The sequence below is a fragment of the Salinimicrobium sp. 3283s genome, assembly GCF_039602225.1.
In the GTDB taxonomy this organism is placed as follows: Bacteria; Bacteroidota; Bacteroidia; order Flavobacteriales; family Flavobacteriaceae; genus Salinimicrobium; species Salinimicrobium profundisediminis.
This window is the reverse complement of sequence record NZ_CP143631.1, coordinates 2,977,468-3,003,147: the sequence shown is the minus strand read 5'-3', so window position 1 is coordinate 3,003,147 and position 25,680 is coordinate 2,977,468. Positions and strand designations below refer to the sequence as shown.

The 25,680-nt window shown below is 40.6% G+C and carries 27 protein-coding genes; 18 read left to right on the top strand and 9 right to left on the bottom strand.

Translation table 11 applies throughout. The features are described 5' to 3' along the window. Positions 1-48: 48 nt before the first annotated feature. On the bottom strand, positions 49-807 hold the full coding sequence (locus VS868_RS13355; RefSeq protein ID WP_266070288.1) for a lipopolysaccharide kinase InaA family protein: 759 nt from the start codon (positions 805-807) through the stop codon (positions 49-51). A 191-nt stretch (positions 808-998) separates the two neighbouring features. Here VS868_RS13355 and VS868_RS13350 point away from each other — a divergent pair, with 191 nt between their 5' ends. The 7 genes from VS868_RS13350 (at position 999) to VS868_RS13320 (ending at position 7,336) form a co-directional block, all read left to right on the top strand. Continuing rightward, positions 999-2,114, top strand: a complete 1,116-nt coding sequence (locus tag VS868_RS13350; RefSeq protein WP_345598235.1) for a glycosyltransferase family 4 protein — start codon at positions 999-1,001, stop codon at positions 2,112-2,114. Beyond that, positions 2,098-2,667, top strand: coding sequence for an L-threonylcarbamoyladenylate synthase (locus VS868_RS13345; RefSeq protein WP_266070290.1), 570 nt, complete (start codon positions 2,098-2,100; stop codon positions 2,665-2,667). Before VS868_RS13350 ends, VS868_RS13345 begins: the two co-directional genes overlap by 17 nt. A gap of 71 nt (positions 2,668-2,738) precedes the next feature. Continuing rightward, positions 2,739-3,113 (top strand): GxxExxY protein, encoded by a 375-nt coding sequence (locus tag VS868_RS13340; RefSeq protein WP_345598232.1) that lies wholly within the window; start codon positions 2,739-2,741, stop codon positions 3,111-3,113. A gap of 78 nt (positions 3,114-3,191) precedes the next feature. Next, positions 3,192-4,616 carry an HD domain-containing protein gene (locus VS868_RS13335; protein WP_345599838.1) on the top strand — a complete coding sequence of 475 codons (1,425 nt, stop codon included), beginning with the start codon at positions 3,192-3,194 and terminating at the stop codon, positions 4,614-4,616. 28 nt (positions 4,617-4,644) lie between these two features. Beyond that, positions 4,645-5,658 (top strand): COX15/CtaA family protein, encoded by a 1,014-nt coding sequence (locus VS868_RS13330; protein WP_266070293.1) that lies wholly within the window; start codon positions 4,645-4,647, stop codon positions 5,656-5,658. Positions 5,659-5,708: 50 nt separating this feature from the next. Continuing rightward, on the top strand, positions 5,709-6,218 hold the full coding sequence (locus VS868_RS13325; RefSeq protein WP_266070294.1) for a hypothetical protein: 510 nt from the start codon (positions 5,709-5,711) through the stop codon (positions 6,216-6,218). Between the two features lie 59 nt (positions 6,219-6,277). Next, complete coding sequence (locus VS868_RS13320) at positions 6,278-7,336, top strand: nucleoid-associated protein (protein ID WP_345598229.1); 1,059 nt, start codon at positions 6,278-6,280, stop codon at positions 7,334-7,336. Positions 7,337-7,442: 106 nt separating this feature from the next. Here the strand turns inward: VS868_RS13320 and VS868_RS13315 are convergent, their stop codons facing one another. After that, positions 7,443-8,504 (bottom strand): hypothetical protein, encoded by a 1,062-nt coding sequence (locus VS868_RS13315; RefSeq protein WP_266070296.1) that lies wholly within the window; start codon positions 8,502-8,504, stop codon positions 7,443-7,445. A gap of 89 nt (positions 8,505-8,593) precedes the next feature. Between VS868_RS13315 and VS868_RS13310 the strand changes: the two genes are divergently transcribed. The 4 genes from VS868_RS13310 (at position 8,594) to VS868_RS13295 (ending at position 13,723) form a co-directional block, all read left to right on the top strand. After that, on the top strand, positions 8,594-9,496 hold the full coding sequence (locus VS868_RS13310; RefSeq protein WP_345598226.1) for an ATP-binding cassette domain-containing protein: 903 nt from the start codon (positions 8,594-8,596) through the stop codon (positions 9,494-9,496). Next, on the top strand, positions 9,496-10,332 hold the full coding sequence (locus tag VS868_RS13305) for an ABC transporter permease (RefSeq protein WP_345598224.1): 837 nt from the start codon (positions 9,496-9,498) through the stop codon (positions 10,330-10,332). Before VS868_RS13310 ends, VS868_RS13305 begins: the two co-directional genes overlap by 1 nt. A gap of 86 nt (positions 10,333-10,418) precedes the next feature. After that, positions 10,419-12,422, top strand: a complete 2,004-nt coding sequence (gene uvrB / locus VS868_RS13300) for an excinuclease ABC subunit UvrB (protein ID WP_345598222.1) — start codon at positions 10,419-10,421, stop codon at positions 12,420-12,422. Between the two features lie 89 nt (positions 12,423-12,511). Continuing rightward, complete coding sequence (locus tag VS868_RS13295; RefSeq protein ID WP_345598220.1) at positions 12,512-13,723, top strand: hypothetical protein; 1,212 nt, start codon at positions 12,512-12,514, stop codon at positions 13,721-13,723. A 52-nt stretch (positions 13,724-13,775) separates the two neighbouring features. Here VS868_RS13295 and VS868_RS13290 read toward each other — a convergent pair whose 3' ends face one another. Continuing rightward, positions 13,776-14,222, bottom strand: a complete 447-nt coding sequence (locus VS868_RS13290) for an Hsp20/alpha crystallin family protein (RefSeq protein WP_345598218.1) — start codon at positions 14,220-14,222, stop codon at positions 13,776-13,778. 225 nt (positions 14,223-14,447) lie between these two features. Here VS868_RS13290 and VS868_RS13285 point away from each other — a divergent pair, with 225 nt between their 5' ends. Next, positions 14,448-14,693, top strand: coding sequence for a DUF1456 family protein (locus tag VS868_RS13285; RefSeq protein ID WP_345598216.1), 246 nt, complete (start codon positions 14,448-14,450; stop codon positions 14,691-14,693). Positions 14,694-14,696: 3 nt separating this feature from the next. Then, positions 14,697-15,386, top strand: a complete 690-nt coding sequence (locus tag VS868_RS13280) for a phosphoadenylyl-sulfate reductase (RefSeq protein ID WP_345598214.1) — start codon at positions 14,697-14,699, stop codon at positions 15,384-15,386. A gap of 59 nt (positions 15,387-15,445) precedes the next feature. On the opposite strand, the gene VS868_RS13275 is transcribed toward VS868_RS13280, so the two are convergent. From VS868_RS13275 to VS868_RS13265, 3 genes are all read right to left on the bottom strand, one after another. Beyond that, on the bottom strand, positions 15,446-15,784 hold the full coding sequence (locus tag VS868_RS13275) for a hypothetical protein (protein ID WP_345598212.1): 339 nt from the start codon (positions 15,782-15,784) through the stop codon (positions 15,446-15,448). Positions 15,785-16,253: 469 nt separating this feature from the next. Continuing rightward, positions 16,254-17,447, bottom strand: coding sequence for an ADP-forming succinate--CoA ligase subunit beta (gene sucC / locus VS868_RS13270; RefSeq protein WP_266070307.1), 1,194 nt, complete (start codon positions 17,445-17,447; stop codon positions 16,254-16,256). A gap of 102 nt (positions 17,448-17,549) precedes the next feature. Further along, positions 17,550-18,206 carry an LON peptidase substrate-binding domain-containing protein gene (locus VS868_RS13265; protein WP_345598209.1) on the bottom strand — a complete coding sequence of 219 codons (657 nt, stop codon included), beginning with the start codon at positions 18,204-18,206 and terminating at the stop codon, positions 17,550-17,552. A gap of 181 nt (positions 18,207-18,387) precedes the next feature. Between VS868_RS13265 and lysA the strand changes: the two genes are divergently transcribed. Beyond that, positions 18,388-19,614, top strand: a complete 1,227-nt coding sequence (gene lysA / locus VS868_RS13260) for a diaminopimelate decarboxylase (protein ID WP_266070309.1) — start codon at positions 18,388-18,390, stop codon at positions 19,612-19,614. Between the two features lie 143 nt (positions 19,615-19,757). Next, on the top strand, positions 19,758-20,201 hold the full coding sequence (locus tag VS868_RS13255) for a DUF4168 domain-containing protein (RefSeq protein ID WP_266070310.1): 444 nt from the start codon (positions 19,758-19,760) through the stop codon (positions 20,199-20,201). A 63-nt stretch (positions 20,202-20,264) separates the two neighbouring features. On the opposite strand, the gene VS868_RS13250 is transcribed toward VS868_RS13255, so the two are convergent. Next, positions 20,265-21,239: a potassium channel family protein gene (locus VS868_RS13250; protein WP_345598206.1), complete on the bottom strand. Its 975-nt coding sequence runs from the start codon at positions 21,237-21,239 to the stop codon at positions 20,265-20,267. A gap of 127 nt (positions 21,240-21,366) precedes the next feature. Here VS868_RS13250 and VS868_RS13245 point away from each other — a divergent pair, with 127 nt between their 5' ends. Together VS868_RS13245 and VS868_RS13240 are read left to right on the top strand one after the other, a co-directional pair. Beyond that, positions 21,367-22,659 carry an erythromycin esterase family protein gene (locus VS868_RS13245; RefSeq protein WP_345598204.1) on the top strand — a complete coding sequence of 431 codons (1,293 nt, stop codon included), beginning with the start codon at positions 21,367-21,369 and terminating at the stop codon, positions 22,657-22,659. 8 nt (positions 22,660-22,667) lie between these two features. Further along, positions 22,668-23,354 carry an MBL fold metallo-hydrolase gene (locus tag VS868_RS13240; RefSeq protein WP_345598202.1) on the top strand — a complete coding sequence of 229 codons (687 nt, stop codon included), beginning with the start codon at positions 22,668-22,670 and terminating at the stop codon, positions 23,352-23,354. Here the strand turns inward: VS868_RS13240 and VS868_RS13235 are convergent. Both VS868_RS13235 and VS868_RS13230 read right to left on the bottom strand, forming a co-directional pair. Next, positions 23,351-24,076, bottom strand: a complete 726-nt coding sequence (locus VS868_RS13235) for a DUF72 domain-containing protein (protein ID WP_345598199.1) — start codon at positions 24,074-24,076, stop codon at positions 23,351-23,353. The two genes, VS868_RS13240 and VS868_RS13235, sit on opposite strands and share 4 nt — an antisense overlap. After that, entirely contained in the window at positions 24,073-24,858 is a 786-nt protein-coding gene (locus VS868_RS13230; RefSeq protein ID WP_345598197.1) for a DNA-formamidopyrimidine glycosylase family protein, read from the bottom strand. Before VS868_RS13230 ends, VS868_RS13235 begins: the two co-directional genes overlap by 4 nt. A 128-nt stretch (positions 24,859-24,986) precedes the next feature. Here VS868_RS13230 and VS868_RS13225 point away from each other — a divergent pair, with 128 nt between their 5' ends. Beyond that, on the top strand, positions 24,987-25,679 hold the full coding sequence (locus VS868_RS13225) for a hypothetical protein (protein ID WP_345598195.1): 693 nt from the start codon (positions 24,987-24,989) through the stop codon (positions 25,677-25,679). Position 25,680 lies beyond the last annotated feature (1 nt).

Below are 25,680 nucleotides of genomic sequence, written 5' to 3'. Positions count from 1 at the left end.
TTTTGAACTTTTTTCTGAAGCATATAAAAGGTTAAAACTCCTTTTGATCTATTTAATTCCTACCGACTTCTTTAATTGCTTTTTTAATTTCCTTTTCTTCCCACGGTTCTTAAAGAACGTGTCTACTAAAGACCACATCTTTTCAAAAACTTCGTTTTTCGGCCTATTGATTAATTTAGCATACTCATCCGCCATTACTTCCACCTGTTTTTTGTTTGGAGTAAGACGTTCAAAATTCTTCATTCGTTCATTGAAATTAAGCGATTTAAAATTCATCCTGTTAAGATCCACGAGATAAAATTTGTAGTCGTTTTCGTTAATTTGAATAAGCGTATTACCGGGGGAATGATCCAGGAATTCAATCCCTTCTTCATGCAATTTGAAAGTAAATCTGGTAAAGGCGCGTAGAATTTCTTCATGCCCCTTTTTGTCGAGGTCAATATCCCTAAAAGTTAAATCGTACTCCAGCTGTTCGCTAACATAATAACTTTTTAAAAAAGAAAAAGAAGTAGTTTCTTCAGCATAAGCCACAGGAGCCGGAGTATTAATTCCTCTTTTTAAAAGTTCACTGGCATATATAAAAGATCTTTCGGCTTTTGATTTTCTAAAAAACCTGTAAGCAATTTTATTTACAACGTTAGGGATCTTAAAAGCTTTAATGTTAAGCTCTTTCTTCTTTATGACTACTGCTTTTAAAACATTTCTTTTTCCCGGACCGATTTTTCGACCTTCCTTTTCAAAATTATTTAAAGCATTAATAATCTCTTTTTTATAAGATGAATATGCTGCACTTACAACTACCTTCATATTTTCTCAACCTTTTTGCAAAGTTAGCTATTTGAGTTTGCATTAACTTTAAACTTCAGAATTTATAAGCCTCATCACCTCCACAGCATCCTTAGAAATACCTGTTTCCAGATTCTTCCCTGCCTGCCTTGAATAGATTTATTATAAATTCGCAATACCAGGCTTTGAAAAGACCTATACAGAAAAAATATATGAATATCCTTCATTTATCGGCAGTAAGAAATTGGGGCGGCGGTGAAAAACATATTGAAAACTTGTCCCTGGAGATGTCTGAACACCATCCGGAAGTATCCAATATTATACTGTGCAGAAAAGGAAGCCTTTTTGAGCAAAGCCTTAAAAATCTAGAATTAAGGCATTATACTGCTCCCGTTTTTACGAGTTTCGACTTCAGGTATGTCAAAAAAATCATTCAGGTCTCAAAAAGGGAAAAAATTGACCTCATCCATATTCATGATCCCAATGCACTATCACTGGCCGTATTAGCCGATCATTTTTTTGACCTGCCTCCCTTTATTTTCAGTAAAAAGACCAGTTTCCCCATCAGGGCACGCCGCCAAACCCTTTTTAAATACAATTACCCCAAGATTAAACGCATTTTATGTGTTTCAGAAGAAACAAAACGCGTGAGCTTGGAGACTCTGAGTGATCCTGACAGGTTTGAAGTAATTTATCACGGCACAAGCCTGAAAAATAAAGATCAAAAATGCCCTTTTTGGATAGGTAGCGAATATAAGCTTCCGGAGCATTCAAAAATTATTGGCAACATTGGGAATCATATTGATGCAAAGAACCTTGAGTCTTTTGTTCGCACCGCAGATTTTCTCGTAAACAAGAAGAACCTGAAGGACCTCTACTTTTTTCAGATGGGTAACTTCAGCGAGCTAACCCCTGCTCTTAAAGACCTTGTGCAGGAATACAATCTCGAAAATCATCTGTTTTTTTCAAGTTATATTCCGGATGCTTCAGCTTTTATTCCACAGTTTGACATGCTGCTCCACACTTCCAAAAGTGAGGGCATCCCCCAGGTGATCTACGAATCTTTTTATTACAAAGTTCCTGTAGTAAGCACCAATGTAGGCGGAATCCCCGAAGTTATTGAAGATAAAATCAACGGCCTATTGAGCGATCCTTATGACTTTAAAGGGCTGGGCGAAAACCTGCTGTTTTTACTTGAAAATCCGCAGGTAATCCCGAACTTTGCAAAAATATCCAGGAACAAACTATTTGAATCCTTCACCAGTCAGATTATGGCCGGGAAGACCCTGGAAGCATATAAAAACGCACTAAATGGGAGATTACACTGAAGAACTCAACAATGCTTTTAACGTCCTTAAAAGAGGCGGAATAATTCTATATCCTACCGATACGGTGTGGGGAATTGGCTGTGATGCCACCAATCCTGAGGCTATAGACAAGATCTTTGCCCTTAAAAGAAGAAGTGAGGAAAAGGCATTGATCTGTTTGGTTTCTGATTTTAAAATGCTCAACCAGTTTATTGAAGAAGTACCCGAAGTGGCTTACGACATTCTGAAATATGCTGCCAAACCCACCACTATAATTTACGACAAACCTATAAGAGTGGCCGAAAACCTGGTAGGAGAAGACAATACGCTGGGTATACGGGTGACCAAAGACAAATTTTGCGAGCAGCTTATAAGAAAACTTAAGCGACCCCTGGTATCTACTTCTGCAAACCTAAGCGGCCAACCCACTCCAAATTCTTTTAGCGAAATAAGCAAGGAGATTATAGATGGCGTAGACTACGTGGTAAATTTACAGCAGGCAATTAAAACCCCTAAACCTTCGGCTATAATCAAGCTGAGTAATGACGGGAAAGTAAAGGTGATTAGAAAATAATAAAACCAAAGGAGCCACGAATACACGAATATTTCCTGGCTCTTACTCAAATAGTACGAATCTTTAAATTTATGACCGATATTATATACAAAAATGAGAGTTATGCCATTGTAGGCGCCCTTTTTGAGGTATATAATAATTTAGGTAGCGGGTTTTCAGAAATAGTATACAAGGATGCGCTGGAATATGAACTTAAAAACAGAAAAATTCCATTCACTCGCGAAAAAAAATATTCTGTATCTTATAAAGACATTGTTCTGTCACATAAATTTTATGCTGATTTTGTAATACAGGATAAAATAATTCTGGAAATAAAGGCAGTAGAGGATATCAATGATAAATTTATTTCTCAATGCATAAATTACCTAAAAGTGTCTAATTGCCGATTAGCAATATTGGCTAATTTTCATAAAGACCTGCTGGATCATCGACGAATTGTTTTATAAAGATTATTCGTGAATTCGTGGCAAAAAAAAAGTAGCATTTTTAATGAGCCCATTTGAGATTCATAGCAGAAAAAAAGAATAATAAAAGTGAACAACTATAAACAGGCCCTAACCAATAATATTTTCAAAGTAATTTCTCTTGCAACCACAGAGCTGGAACTGGAAAGTTACGTTATAGGCGGCTTTGTAAGGGATTATATCCTGCAACGTGGCGAGCACAAAGATATTGATATAGTAGCTGTGGGCAGCGGAATTGAACTGGCGCAGAAAGTTTCTGAGTTGCTTCCGCATAAACCTAAAGTACAAATCTTTAAAAACTACGGAACTGCCATGCTCAGGGCTTATGACATGGAAGTAGAATTTGTAGGCGCCCGCAAGGAAAGTTATTCCGAAGAAAGCAGAAATCCCGACGTTAAAAGCGGAAGTCTTGAAGATGACCAGAACCGCAGGGATTTCACCATCAACGCCCTGGCGCTTAGCCTTAATGAAGACACTTACGGAAACCTGCTGGACCCATTTAATGGGCTTCAGGACCTAAGTTCAGGCGTTATTCGCACGCCGTTAGATCCCGATATCACCTATTCTGATGATCCTCTCAGAATGTTAAGGGCAGTGCGTTTTGCTTCTCAATTGCAATTCAGGATTGAAAAGGAGTCGCTACAGGCAATTATTCGAAACAGGGGGCGACTCAAGATCATTTCGAGGGAAAGGATTGTAGATGAACTTCACAAGATCCTGCTTTCCCCGAAACCTTCAGTAGGATTTGGCTTACTTCATAAAACCGGGCTATTACCCATTATTCTTCCTGAACTCACGGCTTTGGAAGGGATTGATGAAATTGAAGGGCAGCGCCACAAAGACAATTTTTGGCACACGCTTGAAGTTGTAGATAATATTTCAGAAAACACAGATGACCTCTGGTTGCGTTGGGCTGCATTACTACATGACATTGGGAAAGCTCCCACCAAGAAGTTTGATGAAAAACTGGGCTGGACCTTCCACGGTCATGAATTTGTGGGCTCAAAAATGGTGTTTAAGCTCTTCAAGCGACTGCGCATGCCCCTCAACGAAAAGATGAAGTTTGTACAAAAAATGGTGTACATGAGCTCCCGCCCTATCGTGTTGTCACAAGATGTGACCGATTCGGCTGTACGCCGACTCATCTTTGATGCCGGTGAAGACATTGAAGACCTGATGACGCTTTGTGAAGCCGATATTACCACAAAGAACCCGAGACGGTACAGAAAGTACCACAACAACTTTAAGCTTGTAAGGCAAAAAATTAAAGAAGTTGAAGAACGCGACCATGTACGTAACTTCCAGCCGCCGGTTTCGGGAGAAGAGATCATGGATACTTTTAGTTTGAAACCATCACGCGAGATTGGGATCATCAAAGATGCCATTAAAGAAGCCATTTTAGAAGGGGTGATCCCCAACGATTATGACGCTGCAAAAGCTTATATGCTTCAAAAAGGAAAGGAAATAGGTTTATCTCCAAAATAAGACATGCTTTACCTTCACATTTATCCCCATGAAAGACAATAAAAAAGTAGTTTACTGGCTGTACACCGGCTGTTTCTTAATTTTTGTAATGGTAGTGGTTGGTGGAATCACCCGCCTTACCAACTCCGGGTTATCAATATCCGATTATAAACTCATTACCGGCACTATCCCGCCTCTTACAGAAGAGCAATGGGTTGAGGAATTTGAATTCTACCAACAGTTTCCCGAATACCAGAAACTGCATTACCATTTCACTCTCGAAGATTTTAAAGGCATTTACTTCTGGGAATGGCTCCACAGGCTTATTGGGCGCTTAATAGGAGTGGTTTTCATTATCCCTTTCCTCTATTTTCTTATCACCAAACAACTTACAAAACCCACTATTTACAAATCTCTCGTACTGCTCTTTTTAGGTGGTTTCCAGGGATTTTTAGGCTGGTATATGGTTAAGAGCGGCCTGGTAGATATGCCGGCCGTGAGTCATTACAGGCTTGCTGCCCATTTAACCACGGCATTCCTCACTTTTGCCTACTGCTTTTGGGTGGCTATGGATTTGGTTTATCCTAAGAAAAAAGACATCAACAAAAGCTTCAGGAACCTGGTTTGGGTGGGAATGGTCGTCCTGCTTTTACAGATCATCTGGGGCGCATTTGTAGCCGGCCTCGACGCCGGATGGATCCACAATTTCTGGCCAAAAATGACCGGTGGCGAATGGATACATGAGACCGTTTACATAGAGCAAAAACCCTTGTGGCGTAATTTCATTGAAGGTAAAAGTGGCGTTCAGTTTGTACATCGCTATCTGGCGTACGGCGTGGTAGCCATTATTCTCTTCATATGGTATAAATCAAGAAATTTACAGCTTACCCTTCCGCAGCAAAAAGGGATCAACTGGCTGGTAGGCCTTGTCTTTCTGCAATTCCTGCTGGGGGTACTCACTTTGATATATGCCGTGCCTTTATGGCTGGGTGTAGCCCACCAGGTAGGAGCATTTTTCCTGCTAACGGCTATGACTTTTACCCTGCATAGATTTAGTCGCTAGCTGAAATTTGTCATCTAAAAATGTATCTTTGCAATCCAATTTTTTGAATTATGCTGTATAGATTTAGAATTATCCTCGATGCCGAAGAAGACGTATTTCGTGACATAGAAATTATGGCCGACAATACGCTTGAAGATTTACATAATACCATTTTACAATCCTTCGGGTTTGATGGCACCGAGATGGCTTCTTTCTACATTAGTGATGATGATTGGAACCAGGGCGAAGAGATTTCCCAGTTTGATGTGACCGAAGGTACAGGTTCTGTAAGGGTTATGAATGAGACTACCCTTGATGATGTGGTTTCTGAACAACAGACCAAACTCATCTATGTCTACGATTTTCTTAGCATGTGGACTTTTCTTGTAGAGTTGGCCGAAATCGCAGAACCCGACCCACAAATGGATTATCCAAACCTGCTTTTTGTTCACGGGCAGCTCCCGGTGAGCGCACCCGAGAAAGATTTCCAGGCCGAAGATGACGACCTTGGTCTCGACTATGATGACGATTTTGACGTAGACGACTACGACGATCTTTCTTTTGACGAAAACTGGAACTAGTCCAGATTTTCCTATTTTTCAGCTTTTATTAATCCGGTAATTTAACCGCACTTTTCAATATGATCAATTTATATAACGCTCACATTGACTCCCTGTCTATTCATAGGGTTGGCAATAAGAGCAGAAATGAGAACATCTTTCTTTCTGCCCAGCCTTTTCATCTTAATGACGAGATCACCCCGCTCATAAAGGAATATTTTTTAAAGCCTTTTAGAGATAAGGAAGAAAACTATTTCCAGTTCACAAATGAAGTAGATGTAGAGTTCAATCCGTTGTACGACATTGCCTGCAAAATCTTTGATTCACCTCAAACCATTCATGAGCAGTCAAAAAAGATCACTACCCTGCTCTTTGAACAATCGGCACACCCGCATATTAAAAGTGGGGAGGTTTATGTTGTGTTTTTTGACAATATGATGCTTGACAATGAAAAGACCACTGCTATTGGTATTTTTAAGTCTGAATTAAAGCACGATTTCCTGCAGTTCCAGGAAAAGGAAAGCATTCTGGAGATGATCATTCAGCAGGGAATCAACCTGAACAAGCTTGACAAAGGAGCAATTATTTTCAACAAAAATCGGGAGGAAGGTTTCAAGATCCTTTCAGTCGATTCTAATAAATACGATACTAAATACTGGCTGGAGAATTTCCTCGGAGTTGATGTTTTGGCCGATGAGAATTTCCACACCAAAAAGTACCTGAAGTTCTGCCAGAATTTCGCTAAAGACGTGGTACTTCCTGCGGAAGATAAAAAGGAAGAAGTGATGTTTATGAACCGAAGTGTAGATTACTTCGCCAAGAACGATGAATTTGAAGAGACTGCTTTCCTGAATTCAGTGATAGACAACCCGGCTCTCGTTCCTGAATTTCAGAATTACAAGACCGAAAAAGCTCCAAAATACAAGATTGAAGATCTCACCAGCTTCCCAATCTCTAACACAGCCGTAACAGCTGCGAGAAAATCGATTAAAAACACCATCAATCTAGACACCAATATCCAGATCAAGATGGACTTTATCAATCCCGAATCTGCTGAGAAATTTGTGGAAAAAGGATGGGATGAAGAACGACAAATGTATTATTACCTGGTATATTTTAATAAAGAGAATAAGAGTTAAGTCCACTTCTTTTCTTGTACCAGCACTAATAAAAAGAGGTCTCCAAAATGTCATTTTTGAGACCTCTTTTTTTATTATTATTCCTTATTCATTAAACATTAAACTTTTAAATGAGTCTTTTCATATTCACATCTTCATAATTCCTCTTCACAAAATCAAGTGCCGTTCTCAAGATTTGTCCCATTGAACGGGCTCTTTTAAATTTCATGTCATTAGAAAACTCGTAGAGCTCTTTTCGTAGTTGCTTTACATTGGGCTCATTAGAAATTTGATCATTGAGAATACAGCGCATCAACTCCTTATAGCGCGATTGTGCATTAATGATCCTTTTAGCCAGTAAAGATCGTTCTTCCCTCCTGTACTGCTCTATGGAAGATTCCTGCAGCTTTTCACTAACCAACTGTACCATTTTGAAGTTTTCCTTAAAAAACTGCGGACGATAGACCTTCAGATTACCTTCAAAACACTGCTGATCAAAATCAATTGCCCTGATCTGGTACTCTACATGGTCAAAATCGTGAGTGGGAATGATCACGTAATTATAAGAACGCATATCACCCAACAACCTGATGGTGCACCGCTCATTAAATTTTACAAATTGTTTCGCAATTTGTGTTTTTGCACGGTCATCGCACAACGGCAGTTCATCTTCAATAAAAACGTCTCCGGGAATTCCGGCAATATGCTCTTCAATCAAAGTGTCCCGGTACACAAGAAAATTGATCCTGTGCGGCGAGAGTATATGTTCAAACTCCAATCCGTAAATACGGGAAGCATCCGCTTTCTTGACATAAAAATACGTGAAACTGTCATTCAGAATATTCCTGACCTTTATACGGAAGGGTTTTGAATTTCCGAAGGTACAGTAGTCGATCGCATCAACATTGAGGAACTCTAGAGAATCGTCACTTCCATCTGAATGCAGGATGGTATAAACCTGCTTAAGACTATTGTCAATATCGTCCCGTTCATAATCGGGATAATAGCAACGCACCCAAAAAGTATCTTCATCGTGCTGATCATAGACTACGATAGACCCCGAAAACCTCAGCAGATCATCATAAAAGACCGGAATTTTGGTGTTTCGATTGTACTTTGCGAGATATTTATGGAACCGGTCGCTAACCGGAAAGCTTGGTTTCTTTTTTGACATTAATTTTTCCCGCATACGCTGAATTTCCTCAAAAATAAGACTTCTTTTTATTTCGCCGTGTAACAAAACGTTAACTTAGACGTCGAATGTTAAAACGGTTTACTTTGAAGACAATCCTTCGCCTTAATAATCTCACTAAAAAATTTGGTCCCGTCACGGCGGTTAAAGACCTCTCATTCACCATTGAAAAAGGTAACGTATATGGTATTTTAGGGCCCAATGGAAGCGGAAAATCCACCACCCTGGGAATCATCCTGAATGTTGTAAATAAGACGAACGGAGATTTTCAATGGTTTGATGGTTCGCAGAGTACACATGAAGCCCTTAAAAAAGTGGGGGCCATCATTGAACGTCCCAATTTCTACCCTTACATGACCGCTGCACAAAACCTGGAGCTGGTGTGTAAGATCAAGAATGTTTCAGCAAAAAATATAGATGAAAAGCTGGAAATGGTGGGCTTACTGGACAGAAGGAACAGTAAATTCCGAACATTTTCTTTGGGGATGAAACAAAGGCTGGCAATTGCTTCAGCTTTGCTCAACGACCCGGAGATCCTTATTCTTGATGAACCCACAAACGGACTAGATCCGCAGGGGATTCACCAGATAAGGGAGATCATTACCAGGATTGCTGCTACCGGAACGACTATTCTCTTAGCCTCTCACCTGCTGGATGAAGTAGAGAAGGTTTGCACCCACGTGGTAATTATCCGCAAAGGGGAAAAACTTTACAGTGGGCCTGTAGACCAGATGAACGCCAGCTTTGGTTTCTTCGAACTCAAGGCTACAAATGATGAAAAATTAATGTCCCTGCTCAACTCCCATCCTGCTTTTGGCAAGGTGGTTCAAAAAGGGGAAATCATAACGGCATTTTTGGAAGAGCCGCTGGAAGCCGAAGCCCTAAACACTTACCTCTTCGAGAACGGCCTTAGCCTCTCCCAGCTCGTAAAACGAAAAGAGAGCTTAGAAGAACAATTCTTATTGTTAACCAACCAAATTTCTGCCTAATGCTACGTTTACTCAATATAGAATATCACAAACTTAGGTTTAGTAAATCTTCAAGGGGTCTAATCACCACCTATTTTATACTCATTACATTTATTGCGCTTATCGCTTCCATAGAATTCAATTTTGGGAATGTAAATTTCAGGCTGGCCGATCAGGGGATTTTTAATTTTCCGTACATCTGGCATTTTAACAGCTACATCGCTGCCACTTTAAAGCTGTTCCTGGCCATTGTGATCGTATCCATGATGTCTAACGAATACAGCAACCGCACAATTAAACAGAACCTCATTGACGGGTTGAGCAAAAAGGAATTCGTGCTCTCTAAATTCCTAACGGTGGTTTCTTTTGCCCTTTTATCAACTATTTTCCTGTTTGTAGTTTCGCTTATTTTAGGCCTTTCTTTTTCAGATTACACCGAGATTTCCATCATCTTTTCAGACATGGAATACCTACTGGCCTACTTCATTAAACTCACAGGATTTTTCGCCTTCTGTATGTTCCTCGGGATTTTGGTAAAAAGATCGGCTTTTGCGCTGGGTTTCCTGTTCATTTGGTGGATCATGGAAAGTATTGTGAGAGGCGTGATGGAATATAAGATCTTCAGGGATTCTAATATTGCTGAAAACATTGCACAGTTCTTTCCTTTAGAATCTATGGCTTTGTTGGTTAGGGAACCTTTCTCCAGGCTCAACGCAGTACAATCGGCAGCCACGCAACTGGGTTCAGAGATCACAAAAGACTATTCCATTCACTGGTACCAGCTTCTCATAGTGATGTTGTGGATTGTGATTTTCGTTTATCTGTCTTATTTACTTCTGAAGAAAAGGGATCTTTAATTAACCTGATTTTAAACTTTTTAGAAACCGGCAATATTTGTTGGTAGCTTCAAATTGGCTATTTTTGCAGGTCAGCAAAAAAGTCTATGAAATTCAAAGTAAAGTCCGATTTTAAACCTACAGGAGATCAGCCGCAGGCTATAAAGCAGCTGGTAAGCGGTATAAACAATAAGGAAAGATACCAAACCCTGTTGGGGGTCACAGGATCTGGAAAAACTTTTACGGTTGCTAATGTGATCGAAGAAGTGCAAAAACCCACTTTGGTTCTTGCCCACAATAAGACGCTTGCAGCCCAGCTCTATTCAGAATTTAAGCAATTTTTCCCCGAGAATGCGGTGGAATATTTTGTGAGTTACTATGATTATTACCAGCCTGAAGCTTTTATCCCTTCCTCGGGTACTTACATAGAGAAAGATCTTTCTATTAACGAAGAGATTGAAAAATTGCGGCTCAGCACCACTTCTTCCCTCCTCTCCGGAAGAAGGGACGTTATTGTTGTGGCTTCAGTTTCCTGTCTCTACGGAATCGGGAATCCTGTGGAATTCAAGAAAAACGTGGTTTCCATAGAAAAAGACATGGTAATTTCACGTACAAAGTTGCTTCATAAGTTGGTACAAAGTTTATATTCAAGGACTGAAGCAGAGTTCACCCACGGAAATTTCCGCATTAAAGGCGACACCGTGGATATCTTCCCGAGCTATGCTGATAACGCCTTCAGAATTCACTTTTTTGGAGATGAGATTGAAGAAATAGAGGCTTTTGATCCCGCTACCAACGATGTGATCGAAAAGTACGACCGACTCAATATTTACCCGGCAAACATGTTTGTTACCTCCCCTGATGTTTTACAGGGCGCCATAAAAGATATACAGGACGACCTGGTAAAGCAGGTTGGTTATTTCCAGGAGATTGGAAAGCATCTTGAAGCAAAGAGGCTGGATGAACGCACCAATTTTGATCTTGAGATGATCAGGGAACTTGGGTATTGCTCGGGTATTGAGAATTACTCCAGGTATCTTGACGGAAGACCTCCGGGAACACGACCTTTCTGCCTCCTGGATTATTTTCCCGATGATTACCTTATGGTTGTTGACGAGAGCCACGTGACCATTCCGCAGGTTCATGCCATGTATGGCGGTGACCGCTCAAGAAAGGAAACGCTTGTAGATTACGGCTTCAGGCTTCCGGCAGCTATGGATAACCGCCCCTTAAAGTTTGAGGAATTTGAAGTTCTTCAAAATCAGGTGATCTACGTAAGTGCTACCCCGGCCGATTATGAGCTTCAGAAGACAGAGGGAATGTACATTGAGCAGGTGATTAGGCCCACCGGCTTACTGGATCCGGTAATTGAAGTGCGTCCCAGTCTTAACCAGATCGATGATCTTATTGAAGAAATGCAGTTAAGGATTGACAAAGACCAGCGGATTCTTGTTACTACCCTTACCAAGCGCATGGCCGAAGAACTAACCAAATATTTAACCAGGATTAATATCCGTTGCCGTTACATTCATAGCGATGTTGACACTTTAGAACGAGTAGAAATTATGCAGGACCTTAGAAAAGGCCTTTTTGACGTACTTGTGGGAGTGAACCTGCTACGGGAAGGGCTCGACCTTCCGGAAGTTTCACTTGTTGCCATCCTCGATGCTGATAAAGAAGGATTTTTACGCAGCAACAGGTCGCTTACCCAAACTATTGGTCGTGCCGCACGCCACCTCGAAGGAAAAGCCATCATGTATGCCGATAAGATCACAGACAGTATGCAAAAAACTATTGACCAGACGGAATACAGGCGAGAAAAGCAGCTGCAGTACAACGAGAAGAACAACATCACCCCCACCGCATTAAAGAAATCGTTCGAAAATATGCTGGTGCAAAAAAAACCTGAACCTTATATATATGAAGTCGCTCCAGATCTAAAAGCTGCTGAAGCAGAAACAGAATACTTCAGCAAACCTCAATTAGAAAAGCGCATCAGGGAAAAAAGAAAGGCTATGGAAGCTGCGGCCAAAGAACTCGATTTTATGACTGCTGCAAAACTTAGGGATGAAATAAAAATGCTTCAGGAGAAAGTCAAAGAAGCTTCTTAGATGTTAAATTTCACACCTAACTCATAATATGTGAGATAATTAACTATCTTCATTTACATTAGTGTCTCCCCGATTTAAAATTTCAACTTGTGTACAAGCTTCTAATTTCGGGGATTTTCCTGATGCTATTCTGTGGAAAAATAACAGCCCAGGTGGGGATCAACACGTATGAGCCAAAAGCTCAGCTCGACATCTACACCGAAAATCCGAATTCCCCCGAACCTACCGACGGTATTCTTATCCCCCGCATCTTAAATTTCCCTGCGACCAATCCCACCGCCGAGCAGCACGGGATGCTCGTATTTCTCAGCTCTCAAAAAGGGCAATTTTCACCCGGATTTTACTGGTGGAATGCGGACATAGGAGAGTGGGCAGGTCTTGGAGGTAAAGCAACTTCAGATTTTTACAAAATAGGGACAATCTCTCCTTCCACCAGCCCTGACGATGCAGTATTTAGAAAAGGAAATGTAAGTATAGGCGGCTCTTCCCAAAATGTGAAGCTAAAAGTAATGATAGATAACCAGGAAGATCACAGCATTCGCACCCCGCTGGAAGTAGAAAATGCCAGCTCTACCACAAAGAACGTCACTTATGGCATTTTAAGTAGCAATAACACAGCAACCCAGGATAAGAAATACGGAATAAAAAACTCGGTGAGTGCTGCCGGAATTGGAATTCACTATGGGATATTTAACGAGGTGAACCAAAATACCAATGAAGAAATCTACGGAATTTATAATGATGTAGGGAAGACTTTTGGATCTACTAAAAACCACTACGGGATCTACAATGAAATTGGTACCGAACAAGGCAACGGCTTTGTCTTCGGCATTTATAGCACGGCTTTTGGCAATGATCCAAAAAAGGTATTTGCAGGCTACTTTGCCGGAAGAGTAGGCATAGGATCTACCGGGAATGACTACATTCTCCCCGATTCAAGAGGATCCCAGGATCAAGTACTTATGACAGATGCTAACGGGTTGGTGACATGGAAGTATCCAAATTCAGGAATTTACTCTTCTACAGCCACCAGCACCGGGGCTTTTCAAATTCCGCCTGAAACTTATAGTTTGCGTATCAATAATCAGGTGAGCAGCATTGTCGTACCCGATGCAGCTACTAATAAAGGCCGTCTCATCTACCTGCTCAACTGGACGGGAAACACTATTAAAACCCTTGAATTTCTTGGCAGTAACGATCTTTTTGATATTACTACAAACACTACGGTCAATACTATTGCACCGGGGCAGAAGTACCTCATTCAAAGTGCCGGGAACCGATGGATTTTGCTGGACAAATAAAAAAGCGCCTCAAAGGACGCTTTTTTGAAGATTCTTAAACTCTGACTAAGATTTACCCAATCTCAATCATGCGTTTTGCCTGTACTTTTGCGTCTTCACGTTTAGGAAGGTTGATCATCAAGACCCCTTCTTTATATTTGGCCGAAATTTTATCGGCTTCTACGCTATCGGGAAGACTAAAAGCTCTTTTAAAGCTGGTATAACTAAACTCGCGGCGGGTAAACTTACCATCATTGTCTTTTTTCTCATCCTCTTTCTTTTCTTCTGCAGAAATTGTGAGTACGCCATTGTCCAGTTCAAGATTGAAATCCTTTTTGGTCATGCCTGGTGCTGCAAGTTCCAGTATAAAAGCATCATCATTTTCAGAAATATTGACAGCAGGAACGCTGGTACCAATGCGGTTCATTCCTGAATTTCCATTGTCCATCCAGTCGCTTTTAAACATATCATCAAAAATGGATGGAAGCCAGTTGTCGGTGTTTCTTTTAATAAGGTTCATAACATTAATATTTTATGAGGTTAAACTTTATTTTTGATTTTCATACCGTGTAAGGCAAACTAAGTACCATTCCTAAAATAAAGACATTATGTCATAAAAATCCAGATTATTAGCGACATTTTGTCGTTAAAAAAGAATTACAACGATCGTATACAATTCAGTTTCTCCCCGCAAGCTTCCTTATTTCATTCTCATTGCGTATTTTTACTGCTCAAAATTTACACTATGCCTTTATCTAATAATGATATCTTCAAAAAGCTGAGAGTTGCTCTTAAACTACGCGATGAAGATATTGTTCATATTTGCTCGCTTGTTGATTTCAAGGTTACAAAAAGTGAGATTGGTGCCATCTTTAGAAATGAAGAGCACCCCAAATACATGGAGTGTGGAGACCAGTTTCTTCGGAATTTTTTAAATGGACTGGTAATCTACAAACGTGGACCCATGCCTAAAAAAGAAGACAAAAAATAGCCAATGGAAATTGTTGCAGAAAAAAGAATTGTTACGGCTGCCGAAGTTGACAATCTGAATCTAAAATACCGAAAGCTCGACCTTCACGAAAGGATCGAAGAACTATATAACGATTTTAACCTTGCCGAAGTTATGCTTACCAGCTCTTTTGCTGCTACTTCGGCTTTCCTTTTAAAATTATTTTCAGACGTTAACCGCGACCAGCTGGTTTATTTTATTGATACTGGATACCATTTCGAGGAAACCTTGAAATATAGGCAAAAACTTACCGATCTCTACGGACTCAACGTAAAATCTGTAAGTGCCCTAAAAGAAGAACACGAGTTTACACAAAAAGATAGAACCTGGGAAAAAGACCCTGATTTTTGTTGCCACATCAATAAGGTAAAACCTCTTGATCTCATTAAAGCCAAATATACCGTTTGGGTAAGCGGTCTCATGGAGTGGCAAAGTGAACATCGTGCTAGCCTCAATATCTTCGAGAACCGCGGAGATATCCTGAAGTTTTATCCGCTACTGGACGTTACTAAAGAGGAGCGGGATGAATTCATTCAAGAACACGAGTTACCTTTTCACCCACTGGTGAACAAGGGATACCATTCTATTGGATGTTCCCATTGCACGTCGCCGGGAGTAGAAAGATCGGGCCGCTGGAACAACAATCCAAAAACAGAATGCGGTTTACACCTTTAAAAGTAAAAACCCGGAGTGATTACTTCCGGGTTTTTACTTTTAAAGCTATGGGTCCTGACTTAACTCATGCGCTTCACTACAGTAAGTTCATAAATCTTGCCTTTTACCCAGGCTTCTACAGGCAATTGCTCATTAGACAATTGCTTTTGAATGTAAGAATTCACCTCCTCATTGGAAGAAGAAACCTGTAGACTCTGGATCTTATGATCTTCAGAAACAGAAAAGAAAATTGTGATTTCAAGTGGCTCACATTGATTGGCTAATTCCAGGTTCTCAAGCATTCTTTCAACTTCAACAGAGACAGAATCGGGATTTGCGAGATTTCTGATTTCCTTTGCTGAAACAGATGAAGAAAGAATTATTACACACATTACAAGCAACAGTTTTAAATTTTTCATGATGTTCGTTTTTAGATTAATTGATGTGATTTGATGATTGATGATTTACTATAAAGACTTTTAGAAATACTGATTGTTACATGGTTTCATATTTTTAACGAAAGTTTCACACATTTTGATGTAAGGTTTTTTAATTCCTGAAGCAACCTTCCGGTTGTTATCATTAGTGAATATGGGGATTGGAGGCCAAAAACTGTTTGCAGGTTCTTTCCAATATTGATATTATTACCTGATAAATTCAGTGATATTAAACCTTCACAATGATTTCACCTTCATAATTTTTTGCCTTACTTATCGGAATAAAATTATTTCAATTCCTACTTCTGAAGAAAGAAAGCGGGTTATGAAAATGTTGCAGAATGTTTATCAAATCTGCCCCATGAAAGTTTGAAGAAAATTATTTCTAAAGATATTATAAACGAAAAAACCCCGGAGATTCCGGGGTTTTTTGATTTAAATGTAAGCTTTATTAAGCCAGCACTTCCTGAACTTTATCTGCTGCTTCCTGGAATTCGACAGCACTGTACACATCAAGTCCGCTGTTGTCTATCAATTCTTTGGCAATGTCGGCATTGGTTCCCTGTAGGCGAACAATGATAGGCACATTGATAGTATCACCCATATTTTTGTAAGCATCTACAATTCCCTGTGCCACACGGTCACATCTTACAATTCCTCCAAAGATGTTCACCAAAATTGCTTTTACTTTCTCATCCTTCAGGATAAGTCTAAAAGCTTCTTCAACTCTCTTTGCATCGGCGGTACCACCTACATCAAGGAAGTTTGCAGGCTCTCCCCCGGCTTGTTTAATAAGATCCATGGTCGCCATTGCCAATCCGGCGCCGTTAACCATACATCCTACGTTTCCGTCAAGGTCTACGTAGTTAAGCCCAACTTCGCGTGCTTCCACTTCAACAGGGCTTTCTTCCCTGATATCGCGCATCTCTGCGTAATCTTTATGACGAAAAAGTGCGTTATCATCAAGAGTCACCTTGGCATCAACAGCCATGATCTTATCATCACTCGTCTTAAGCACCGGGTTGATCTCGAAAAGAGAACTATCTGACTTTGTAAAGGCTTCGTAAAGCGACATTACAAATTTTGTCATTTCTTTAAAAGCATTTCCACTTAACCCAAGGTTGAAAGCAATCCTTCTTGCCTGGAAAGGCAGCAATCCTGTTGCAGGATCAATCTCTTCATTAAATATCAGGTGAGGAGTTTCTTCGGCCACTGTTTCAATGTCCATACCTCCTTCTGTAGAATACATAATCATATTCTTACCTGTAGCGCGATTTAGAAGAACAGACATATAGTATTCCTCTGGCTCGCTGTCGCCGGGATAGTAAACATCTTCGGCCACCAAAACCTGGTGTACTTTTTTACCTTCAGCAGAAGTTTGTGGAGTAACAAGGTTCATCCCAATGATTTGCCCTGCAATATCTTCCACTTCCTGTAGGTTCTTGGCAAGTTTTACTCCCCCGCCTTTTCCACGTCCACCTGCGTGCACCTGGGCTTTAATGACATGCCATCCAGTACCGGTTTGTTCGGTAAGTTTTTTTGCAGCCTCAACTGCCTCTTTTGCGTCCTGGGCAACAATGCCGCGCTGAGTGCGGACACCAAAGCTGCTCAAGATTTCTTTTCCCTGATATTCGTGTATGTTCATAATAAGGTGTTTCTTCAGTGTTCGTTAAGGTGCACAAAAGTAACAAATGTTAGAGGAATCTGCCAATCTTTTTAATTTCCACATAAAAGAGATTGATTTTCTCTAATTTTTTGTCCGTAGTCTGAATTCCTGAAAATCGAGAGGATCGTAATTTCTGAAGTGCCCGTTGAGTTCTATCACCTGTTTTGCCCGGTTCATTTCCTGTAAAATAGGGATGGTAATGGTGAGATGGTTAATGAGGAATTCCTGTCTTTCTTTTTCTGAAGTTAACTTTAGTAAGGTATATTCCTGCTGAAGGGGAAGACCTATTTTGTGAGCCAGTGTGTAACTCTTGAAATTGGGGATATCTATTTTTGGCCGGGGTACTTCCAGATGTACATAGAGCTCAAAAATGAGGTTTAGTAACTGCTCTTTTAAGGTCTGGGAAGCATCATCCTTATCTGGTAAAAATTCCACATCACCACCCGCATACATCTTTCCAGCTTCATTATGCGCAAATTCCAAAACCCTGAAAACCCTGGTCCCTTTGCAAATTACATCTCTGGCACCAGATTCGTAACGCCGCACCGTTTCAATAAGTTCCATTTCGGTGCCGTACTCCAGGTTATTTTCTATGTAAGTGGGAATTCCAAACTTAATGCCGGTACTTTCGCAATCGTCTATAAGTTCCTTATAACGTGGCTCAAAAATATGCAGGGGTAAGACCTCTCCCGGAAACACTATACTCTGTAATGGAAAAAGGGCCAGCCTGGACTTCATAGATACCTGATTAACAACTTGAAATTACAAAAATTCTTTTATCTACCCCGACTGGGAACTGCTAAATTTGTAGCTTTCCTCCCTGTTATAAATAACATTTTGTTAGAATTGGTTAATTTTAGACAGGCTGTAGGCAAAAGCCAAAAATCCATTTTACTTTTGTGACCGTAATAATGAACTTATGAACAACCAGGACCTTTTAGAAATATCAGAAAAATTTGGCAGCCCCGTATACGTATATGATGCCGAAAAGATCATCTCCCAATACAATAGACTCACCAGTGCTTTTAGCGGGGTAAAGAACCTTAGAATACACTACGCTGTTAAGGCACTTTCCAATATTTCGGTGCTTGGGTTGTTTCAGCAATTGGGCGCCGGGCTTGACACCGTTTCTATACAGGAAGTGAAATTAGGGCTTGAAGCAGGCGTAGATCCGGCTAATATTATTTATACTCCAAACGGCGTTTCTCTTGAAGAAATAGAAGCAGTTGCCGCCCTTGGGGTACAAATCAATATTGATAACCTTTCTATCCTCGAGCAGTTTGGAACGCGAAATCCAGATGTTCCGGTTTGTATCAGGATAAATCCGCATGTTATGGCCGGCGGAAATACGAACATTTCTGTGGGCCATATCGATTCAAAATTTGGAGTTTCCATTCACCAGATACCGCATCTTCTGCGTATTGTTGAAAACACCGGCATGCACATTAACGGCATACACATGCACACCGGGAGTGACATTCTTGATATAGAAGTGTTCCTGTATGCTTCGGAAATTCTTTTTGAAACCGCCCGAAATTTCAAAGATCTTGAATTCATGGACTTTGGCAGTGGCTTTAAAGTACCTTATAAAGAAGGTGATATTGAGACCAATATTGAAGAACTGGGAGGAAAACTCACTGCAAAATTCAAGTCTTTTTGTAAAGAATATGGCCGCGATCTCACTCTCGCTTTTGAACCAGGTAAGTACCTGGTGAGTGAAGCCGGGAAATTTGTGGCCCGTGTGAATGTGATTAAACAAACCACCTCTACTGTTTTCGCAGGTGTAGACAGCGGTTTTAACCACCTTATTCGCCCCATGTTCTACGGCTCAAGACATGAAATTCACAACCTTTCAAATCCCGAAGGCAAAGAAAGGTTCTACTCGGTAGTAGGGTATATTTGCGAAACCGACACTTTTGCGAGCAACCGCCGAATCCCTGAGATCAAAGAAGGGGATCTTCTTGCTTTTAGCAATGCCGGCGCTTACTGCTACTCAATGGCCAGCAACTTCAATTCCCGCTACCGCCCGCCCGAAGTGCTATGGTACAATGGAGAAGCCCATTTGATTAGAAAAAGAGAAACTTTTGAAGATATTTTGCGCGGACAGGTAAAACTTGATCTATCAGCACTAAAAGAAACCGTTTAAGGAGAAACCAGAAAAAAGGAGTCGGTTTTTGCTATTTTTGAGAAGAAATAGGTACTTTTCTTTCGATTTACGCTAAAATTCAGTCTTTTTTTGCCTTTTTGAATCATTAACTTTAGGTTTGTGCTAAACCTAATAGAAAAAATATGATTTTAAGTAAAATGAAGATCTTTAGCCTCTTATTTTTCATGATGATAGGCACCTCTACATTAATGGCACAATCGGATGTTACTGATAAAGAAATTGAACAATTTTCGGTGACCTTTCAAAAGATGCGCATGATAAACCAGGAAGCCCAGAAGGATCTAAGCGAAATTATAACCAGGGAAGGTATGGAAATAGCCAGGTTCAACACCATCCACCAGGCGCAAATGAACCCTCAGGCAGAAGCCGATCTTACTAAAGAAGAAGAAAAGCAATATGACGCCATTATCAAGGCGCTCAATGAAATGCAATTAGAATTCCGCAAGGAAATGGAAAGCATGATCACAGAAAGCGGACTTTCAGTTAAGCGGTATGAAGAAATTGCAAATCAATTGCAACAAGATGCCCAACTCCAGGAGAGAGTAAAGCAGGAACTTACCAACTAAGCTTCCTAAGCTCAAAAAAAAGGCTGCTCAAAAATGCCATTTTTGAGCAGCCTTTTTTTATTCCTACTCTTCATCCTTCAGCTTATATACTTCTTTCCAGTTCCAACCGGCATATTTAAGACTTGAAGAAAACTGCTTGTCAACAGCCAAATCATTTTTGAAATAATATCCGTGATTCATCCAATGACTTCTGTAAGTTTTTAACTCCTCTTCATTATGACTGGCTGCATTGGCATCTTCAAGCCCCAGCTCCAGGTACTTTTTAATACCATTAATGATCGCACTTAACTTCTTATATTGAACAGTTTCCTCACTCCAGTCGAGCCGAATGATCATGATTACTTCATAAAGCCGGGCCAGCTGTAAAATAAGAGCCGACTCATGATTCTTGGAAAGAAAATAATTAGCCATGGGGAAAGCCAGGTAACTACTGGCATTTTTTAAAATTTGCTGTCTAACATCTCCTGCATTCGAGATCAAATTTTCTAGATCGTCCTGTTGTTTATAGAAAATAAAGATCTCTTCAATATCATTTCCCATAGTAGAAATAAGAAAGGAAAGTTGCTTTTTGGCCAGTACGGCATTGATAACACTTAAAAGATAAGTTAACCCCGTAGTGATAAGAATGAACCCCGAAAAAGACAATATTCCGGTAAGTATCCTGCTGGTATCTGTTCCCGGAACGAAATCTCCAATCCCCAGTGTTGATAGCACATATCCGGTATAGTAGAATCTTTCGGGATGTGTGGCTGGCAGGCCTGTAGTGCTATTCACCACCATTTCTTCTCCGGCACTAAAAACAATGTATGTTCCAATGAATAACAACAACATCCAAAGAAATGTCGTTATTAAAAGATGGGTTATTCCGGAGAATTTAAAAATAGTACGGGTCCGGTTTTGAATCATGATCCTATTCAGGATCTGGTTTACTATTCTTGAGAAAATACCAAACCCGTTTCCGGAAAGGGTGGTGTGAAAAAAATCCAGATAGGTAAATAGAATAATAGCGAGACCAATTACAATTTGAGCTGTTTGCATAATTTCTAAATTAATCAAAAGGCCCTTAAAAAGAATTAATTCCAACTTAAACTTTTCTAAAGACACACCTTATCTCTTCCATTAAGGCTTCAGATTTTGTACATTATATTCTATAAAAACCACTGATATGCAACTGGATAAGGAAAAAGAAAAAGGATATATCAAACCTCTGGAGCATGCAGAAGACCTGGATCCGCTTCTGGAGAAAATAGGAGATTCAAAATATGTGCTGCTTGGGGAAGCCAGTCATGGCACACACGAATATTATACGTGGCGAGCTGAAATTTCTAAACGGCTTATAAAAGAGAAAGGCTTTTCATTTGTGGCTGTGGAAGGTGACTGGCCAGATTGTTTTGAGATCAATCGCTGGGTGAAAGATCTTCCCGGCACCCCTGCAAACATTGCCGATGTGCTCAAAAATTTTAAGCGCTGGCCAACATGGATGTGGGCGAATTGGGAAGTTGCCGCTTTCGCCGAATGGATGAAGGGCTACAATAAAGACCTGGATACAAAGAATAAAATAGGATTTTACGGGCTTGATGTGTACAGCCTCTGGGAATCTATGGAGATCATAGTGAACTACCTTGAAAAAGAAGATCCTGAAGTAGCCGCGCTGGCAAAGCGCACCGCCGATTGTTTTGAACCTTACCGGCAAAACGATTCTTATGTTACAGCTTACAGCGACCTCAAACAAAAGTGCCGCAACAAAGTGGTACAGCTGTTAAAGGAAGTGAGGCAAAAGACTTCTCAATATGAAAATGAACCGGAAGCAGGGCTCAATGCCGAACTAAATTCCCTGGTACTCAAAAATGCCGAAAAATACTACGAGGCCATGGCTCAGTTTGACCACTCTTCATGGAACGTACGCGACAGCCATATGGTAGAAACGCTCAACACGCTTACAGATTATCATGGAGAAAACACCAAAGTAATCGTTTGGGAACACAATACCCATATAGGCGACGCCAGGGCAACAGATATGGCAGCACAGGGCCTGCATAATGTGGGGCAACTGGTGAGACAACAGCACAGCGATGACGGGGTCTACCTGGTGGGCTTTGGCTCGTATGAAGGTTCTGTGATCGCAGGAGATTTTTGGGCCGCACCCATGAAAAAAATGGACTTGCCAAAAGGTATTGAAGGAAGTATTGAAAGAAAACTGCATACCGTTGGCGCCGAAAATAAACTATTGCTTTTTGAAGAAGGTACCGACTTGTACAAAAAACTACAGGACAGGATAGGTCACCGGGCGGTTGGTGTGGTTTACGATCCACACAGGGAGCGTGGCAATTATGTATCTTCAAAAATGTCAAAAAGATACGATGCCTTTTTATATATTGATAAGACCAAAGGTCTTCACCCATTACACCTGCAACCTGACGGCAGCAAAACTCCTGAAACTTATCCCTTCGGAATTTAAAATAAAATATGAAGATAAAGATCCTGGGCACCCGCGGAAAAATAGAACCCAAAGCTGAAGATCACGTTAATCACACCGGATTTTTAATAGATGATAAGATCCTGGTTGATGTAGGGGAAGAAAAATATATGGATAAACAACCAAAAGCTGTGGTCTTTACCCACTTTCATCCAGATCACGCTTTTTTTGTTCCGAATAAAGAAAAATTCATACCCAAAATTCCCCTTTTTGGGCCCGAAACCCATGACCTCATTCCGCAGCTCAAGGTGATTGCAGGAAAATTTGAAGTAGAAGGATATACCTTTACTCCTATTCCTGTTATTCATGCCCTAAGATTAAAATCCCTTGGCTATATCATCGAAAAAGCCGGAAAAAGGATCTTTATTACAGGAGATGTGGCATGGATAGAAAAAGCGAACCTTGCCGATTTACCGCCATTAGATCTCGTGATCACCGAAGCTACCTTTATAAAGAAAGGCGGACGAATTAACCGAAAGAAAGACAGGATCTTTGGCCACACCGGTGTTCCCAATCTCATTCGCCTCTTATCTCCGCTCACCAAAAAAATTATCTTTTGTCACTATGGCGAGTGGTTCTTTGAAGACACTCCGCATAACAGCAAACAAAAGATCAAAGCACTTGAAGAAGAAATCCCGCTGGTAGTGGCACACGACGGGATGGAGATTGAGGTTTAATTAGTCTGCCCAAAAAGCTCTTTTAGCTGCTTTGCATTTTTGGGGGCGTGAGCATGTATGTCATTATTGAAATAAATATAGATTTCCTTGAGCCCACTATCCATGATCTTTTTATGCCATTCCTTTAATTCATCTTTAGAATAAAGGTAATCATACCAGTCTTTACCTGTGCCGTGAAACCGGAGGTAGCCTGTTTTGCCGGTAGTAATTAATTCTTCAGGAAATTCGGGACTTGAAATTGAGCTGAAGATGATGTTGTGCTCCTTCAGGATATCAAATACTCCTTCATCATACCATGAATCATGACGAAATTCAAGCACATTTTTTAATGTTGGATCAAGCGTTTTACAAAACTCCCTGAGCTTCTCATCATTCCGGTGCAGGTTTGGCGGCAACTGCCATAAAATGCAGCCAAGGTTCTGCTTTAAAAGCCTTGCAAGACTTTCAAAATCCTTCACGCTTTGAGTAACATCCTTTAGCTTTTTGCGGTGGGTGATGTACCGGTGCCCTTTTAAAGTAAACTGGAAATTCTTCCCTACAGTCGCTTTCCATGTATGCAATCCTTTTTCCCGTGGAAACCTGTAAAATGTATTGTTGATCTCTACGGTGTCAAAAATGGCAGAATAATGCTCCAGCCACTTGCGCTGCGCCATTTTTTGCGGGTAAAAAGCTCCCCGCCAGTCTTTATAATTATATCCCGAACAACCTATATGCACCTTCATTTTTGCTCTTTTTGACAGGATGGGCAGAAATAAGTGCTACGGCCTGAGACCTTGATCTGTTTGATCTTTCCTTCACAAGCAGGGCAGTCATCACCTTCTTTTCGATGTTTAATGAGATAAGAATCGGGGAAATCCTTTCGTACTCCTTCCTTTTTTATAGCCATTTCAAGCACTTTCCGCATCTTCCTGAACAGCTGCTTCTTGTCTTTTTCTGAAATTAGATTCGTCTTTGTCTTCGGATGTATCTTGCACTGGTACAGCATTTCATCGGAATACAAATTGCCAATTCCTGCCAGCACATGTTGATCTGTCAACACTCCTTTGATGCTTCCTGTTTTAGATTCAAGCAGTTCAAGGAATTCATCTTCCGAAAGATCTAGCGCATCATGGCCCAACTCTTTTCGCTGCCTGAATTCTTCCAGGCTTTCAGCAATAAAAAGTTTGCCCAGTTTCCTTCTGCACACAAAAGCCAGGTGATCGTTATCCTCAAAAGAGAAAACCACTCCGGAATACTTCGGCGGATCCTGATTCTTGTAATACTCCAGCTTTCCTGTCATTCCAAAATGCAAGACCAAAGCCTTTTCTCCCGAGGTCTCGATAAAAAGATATTTCCCCAACCTACGGCTGCCTGTAAATTTATTTCCTTCAAAAGCTTTAATAAACGCTTCTTTTGGTGCCTGTAATCCGCTGGTATTCAAAAAATTTATAGAGGTGATTTTTTTATCCAGTGCAGTAGCATCGAGATATTCTTTATACAGCGTAATTTCGGGTAGTTCTGGCATAGTGGTTGATTTTTCTGTTCTCCCTTCAAATTACCTAAAATCAGCCGAAGACCCTATTTTTTAAGAAATATTTCAAAGAATTTGGAGTTGGAAACTATATCTTATCTGGGCAGGATTAAAAAAATTTAATGCATAGATCCCTCAAAAAAATGTTCGCGATACTATTCCTGCTGCCGTTGCTGGGAGGACACTGGAGCTGTGCTGCAAAAAAAGACATGGAAGAAAAAAAAATCGTTTACCAGGGCAATAAATTCATTCCCGAAAGTCTACTACACGAGGCCAAAGTGGCTCTCTCCTACTACCCCGAACTCAAGGATGTAGAAATTGATTTTAAGTACAAGAAAGACATCAAGAAATCTTTCATGCAGGCCCAGCCCAACAAATCGAATTTGTTCAAGGGCAAAAATGACCGTACTTATAACATTCTCATCAGCAGTAGATTTTTGATTGAAAAAGAAGAATTTACAATGTCCGATGTACCTTCAGAAGTTCTAATAGGCTGGCTGGGCCATGAGCTGGGGCATGTTATGGACTACCGGGACAAATCGGCTATGGGCCTTATTATATTTGGATTCAGGTATATCACTTCAGAAAATTACATCAAACGGGCCGAACGTGCTGCCGATACCTACGCTGTAAATGCCGGAATGAGTGAATATATACTCGCCACCAAGAATTTTATCCTGAACAACTCCCATTTATCTGATACTTATAAGGAAAGAATCGCCCGCCTCTACCTCTCGCCCGAAGAAATCCTGGTGTTGGTAAATAAACTGGAAGAAGAACCGGAAGAAACACAGGAAGAACTCTTAAAGGAGTAAG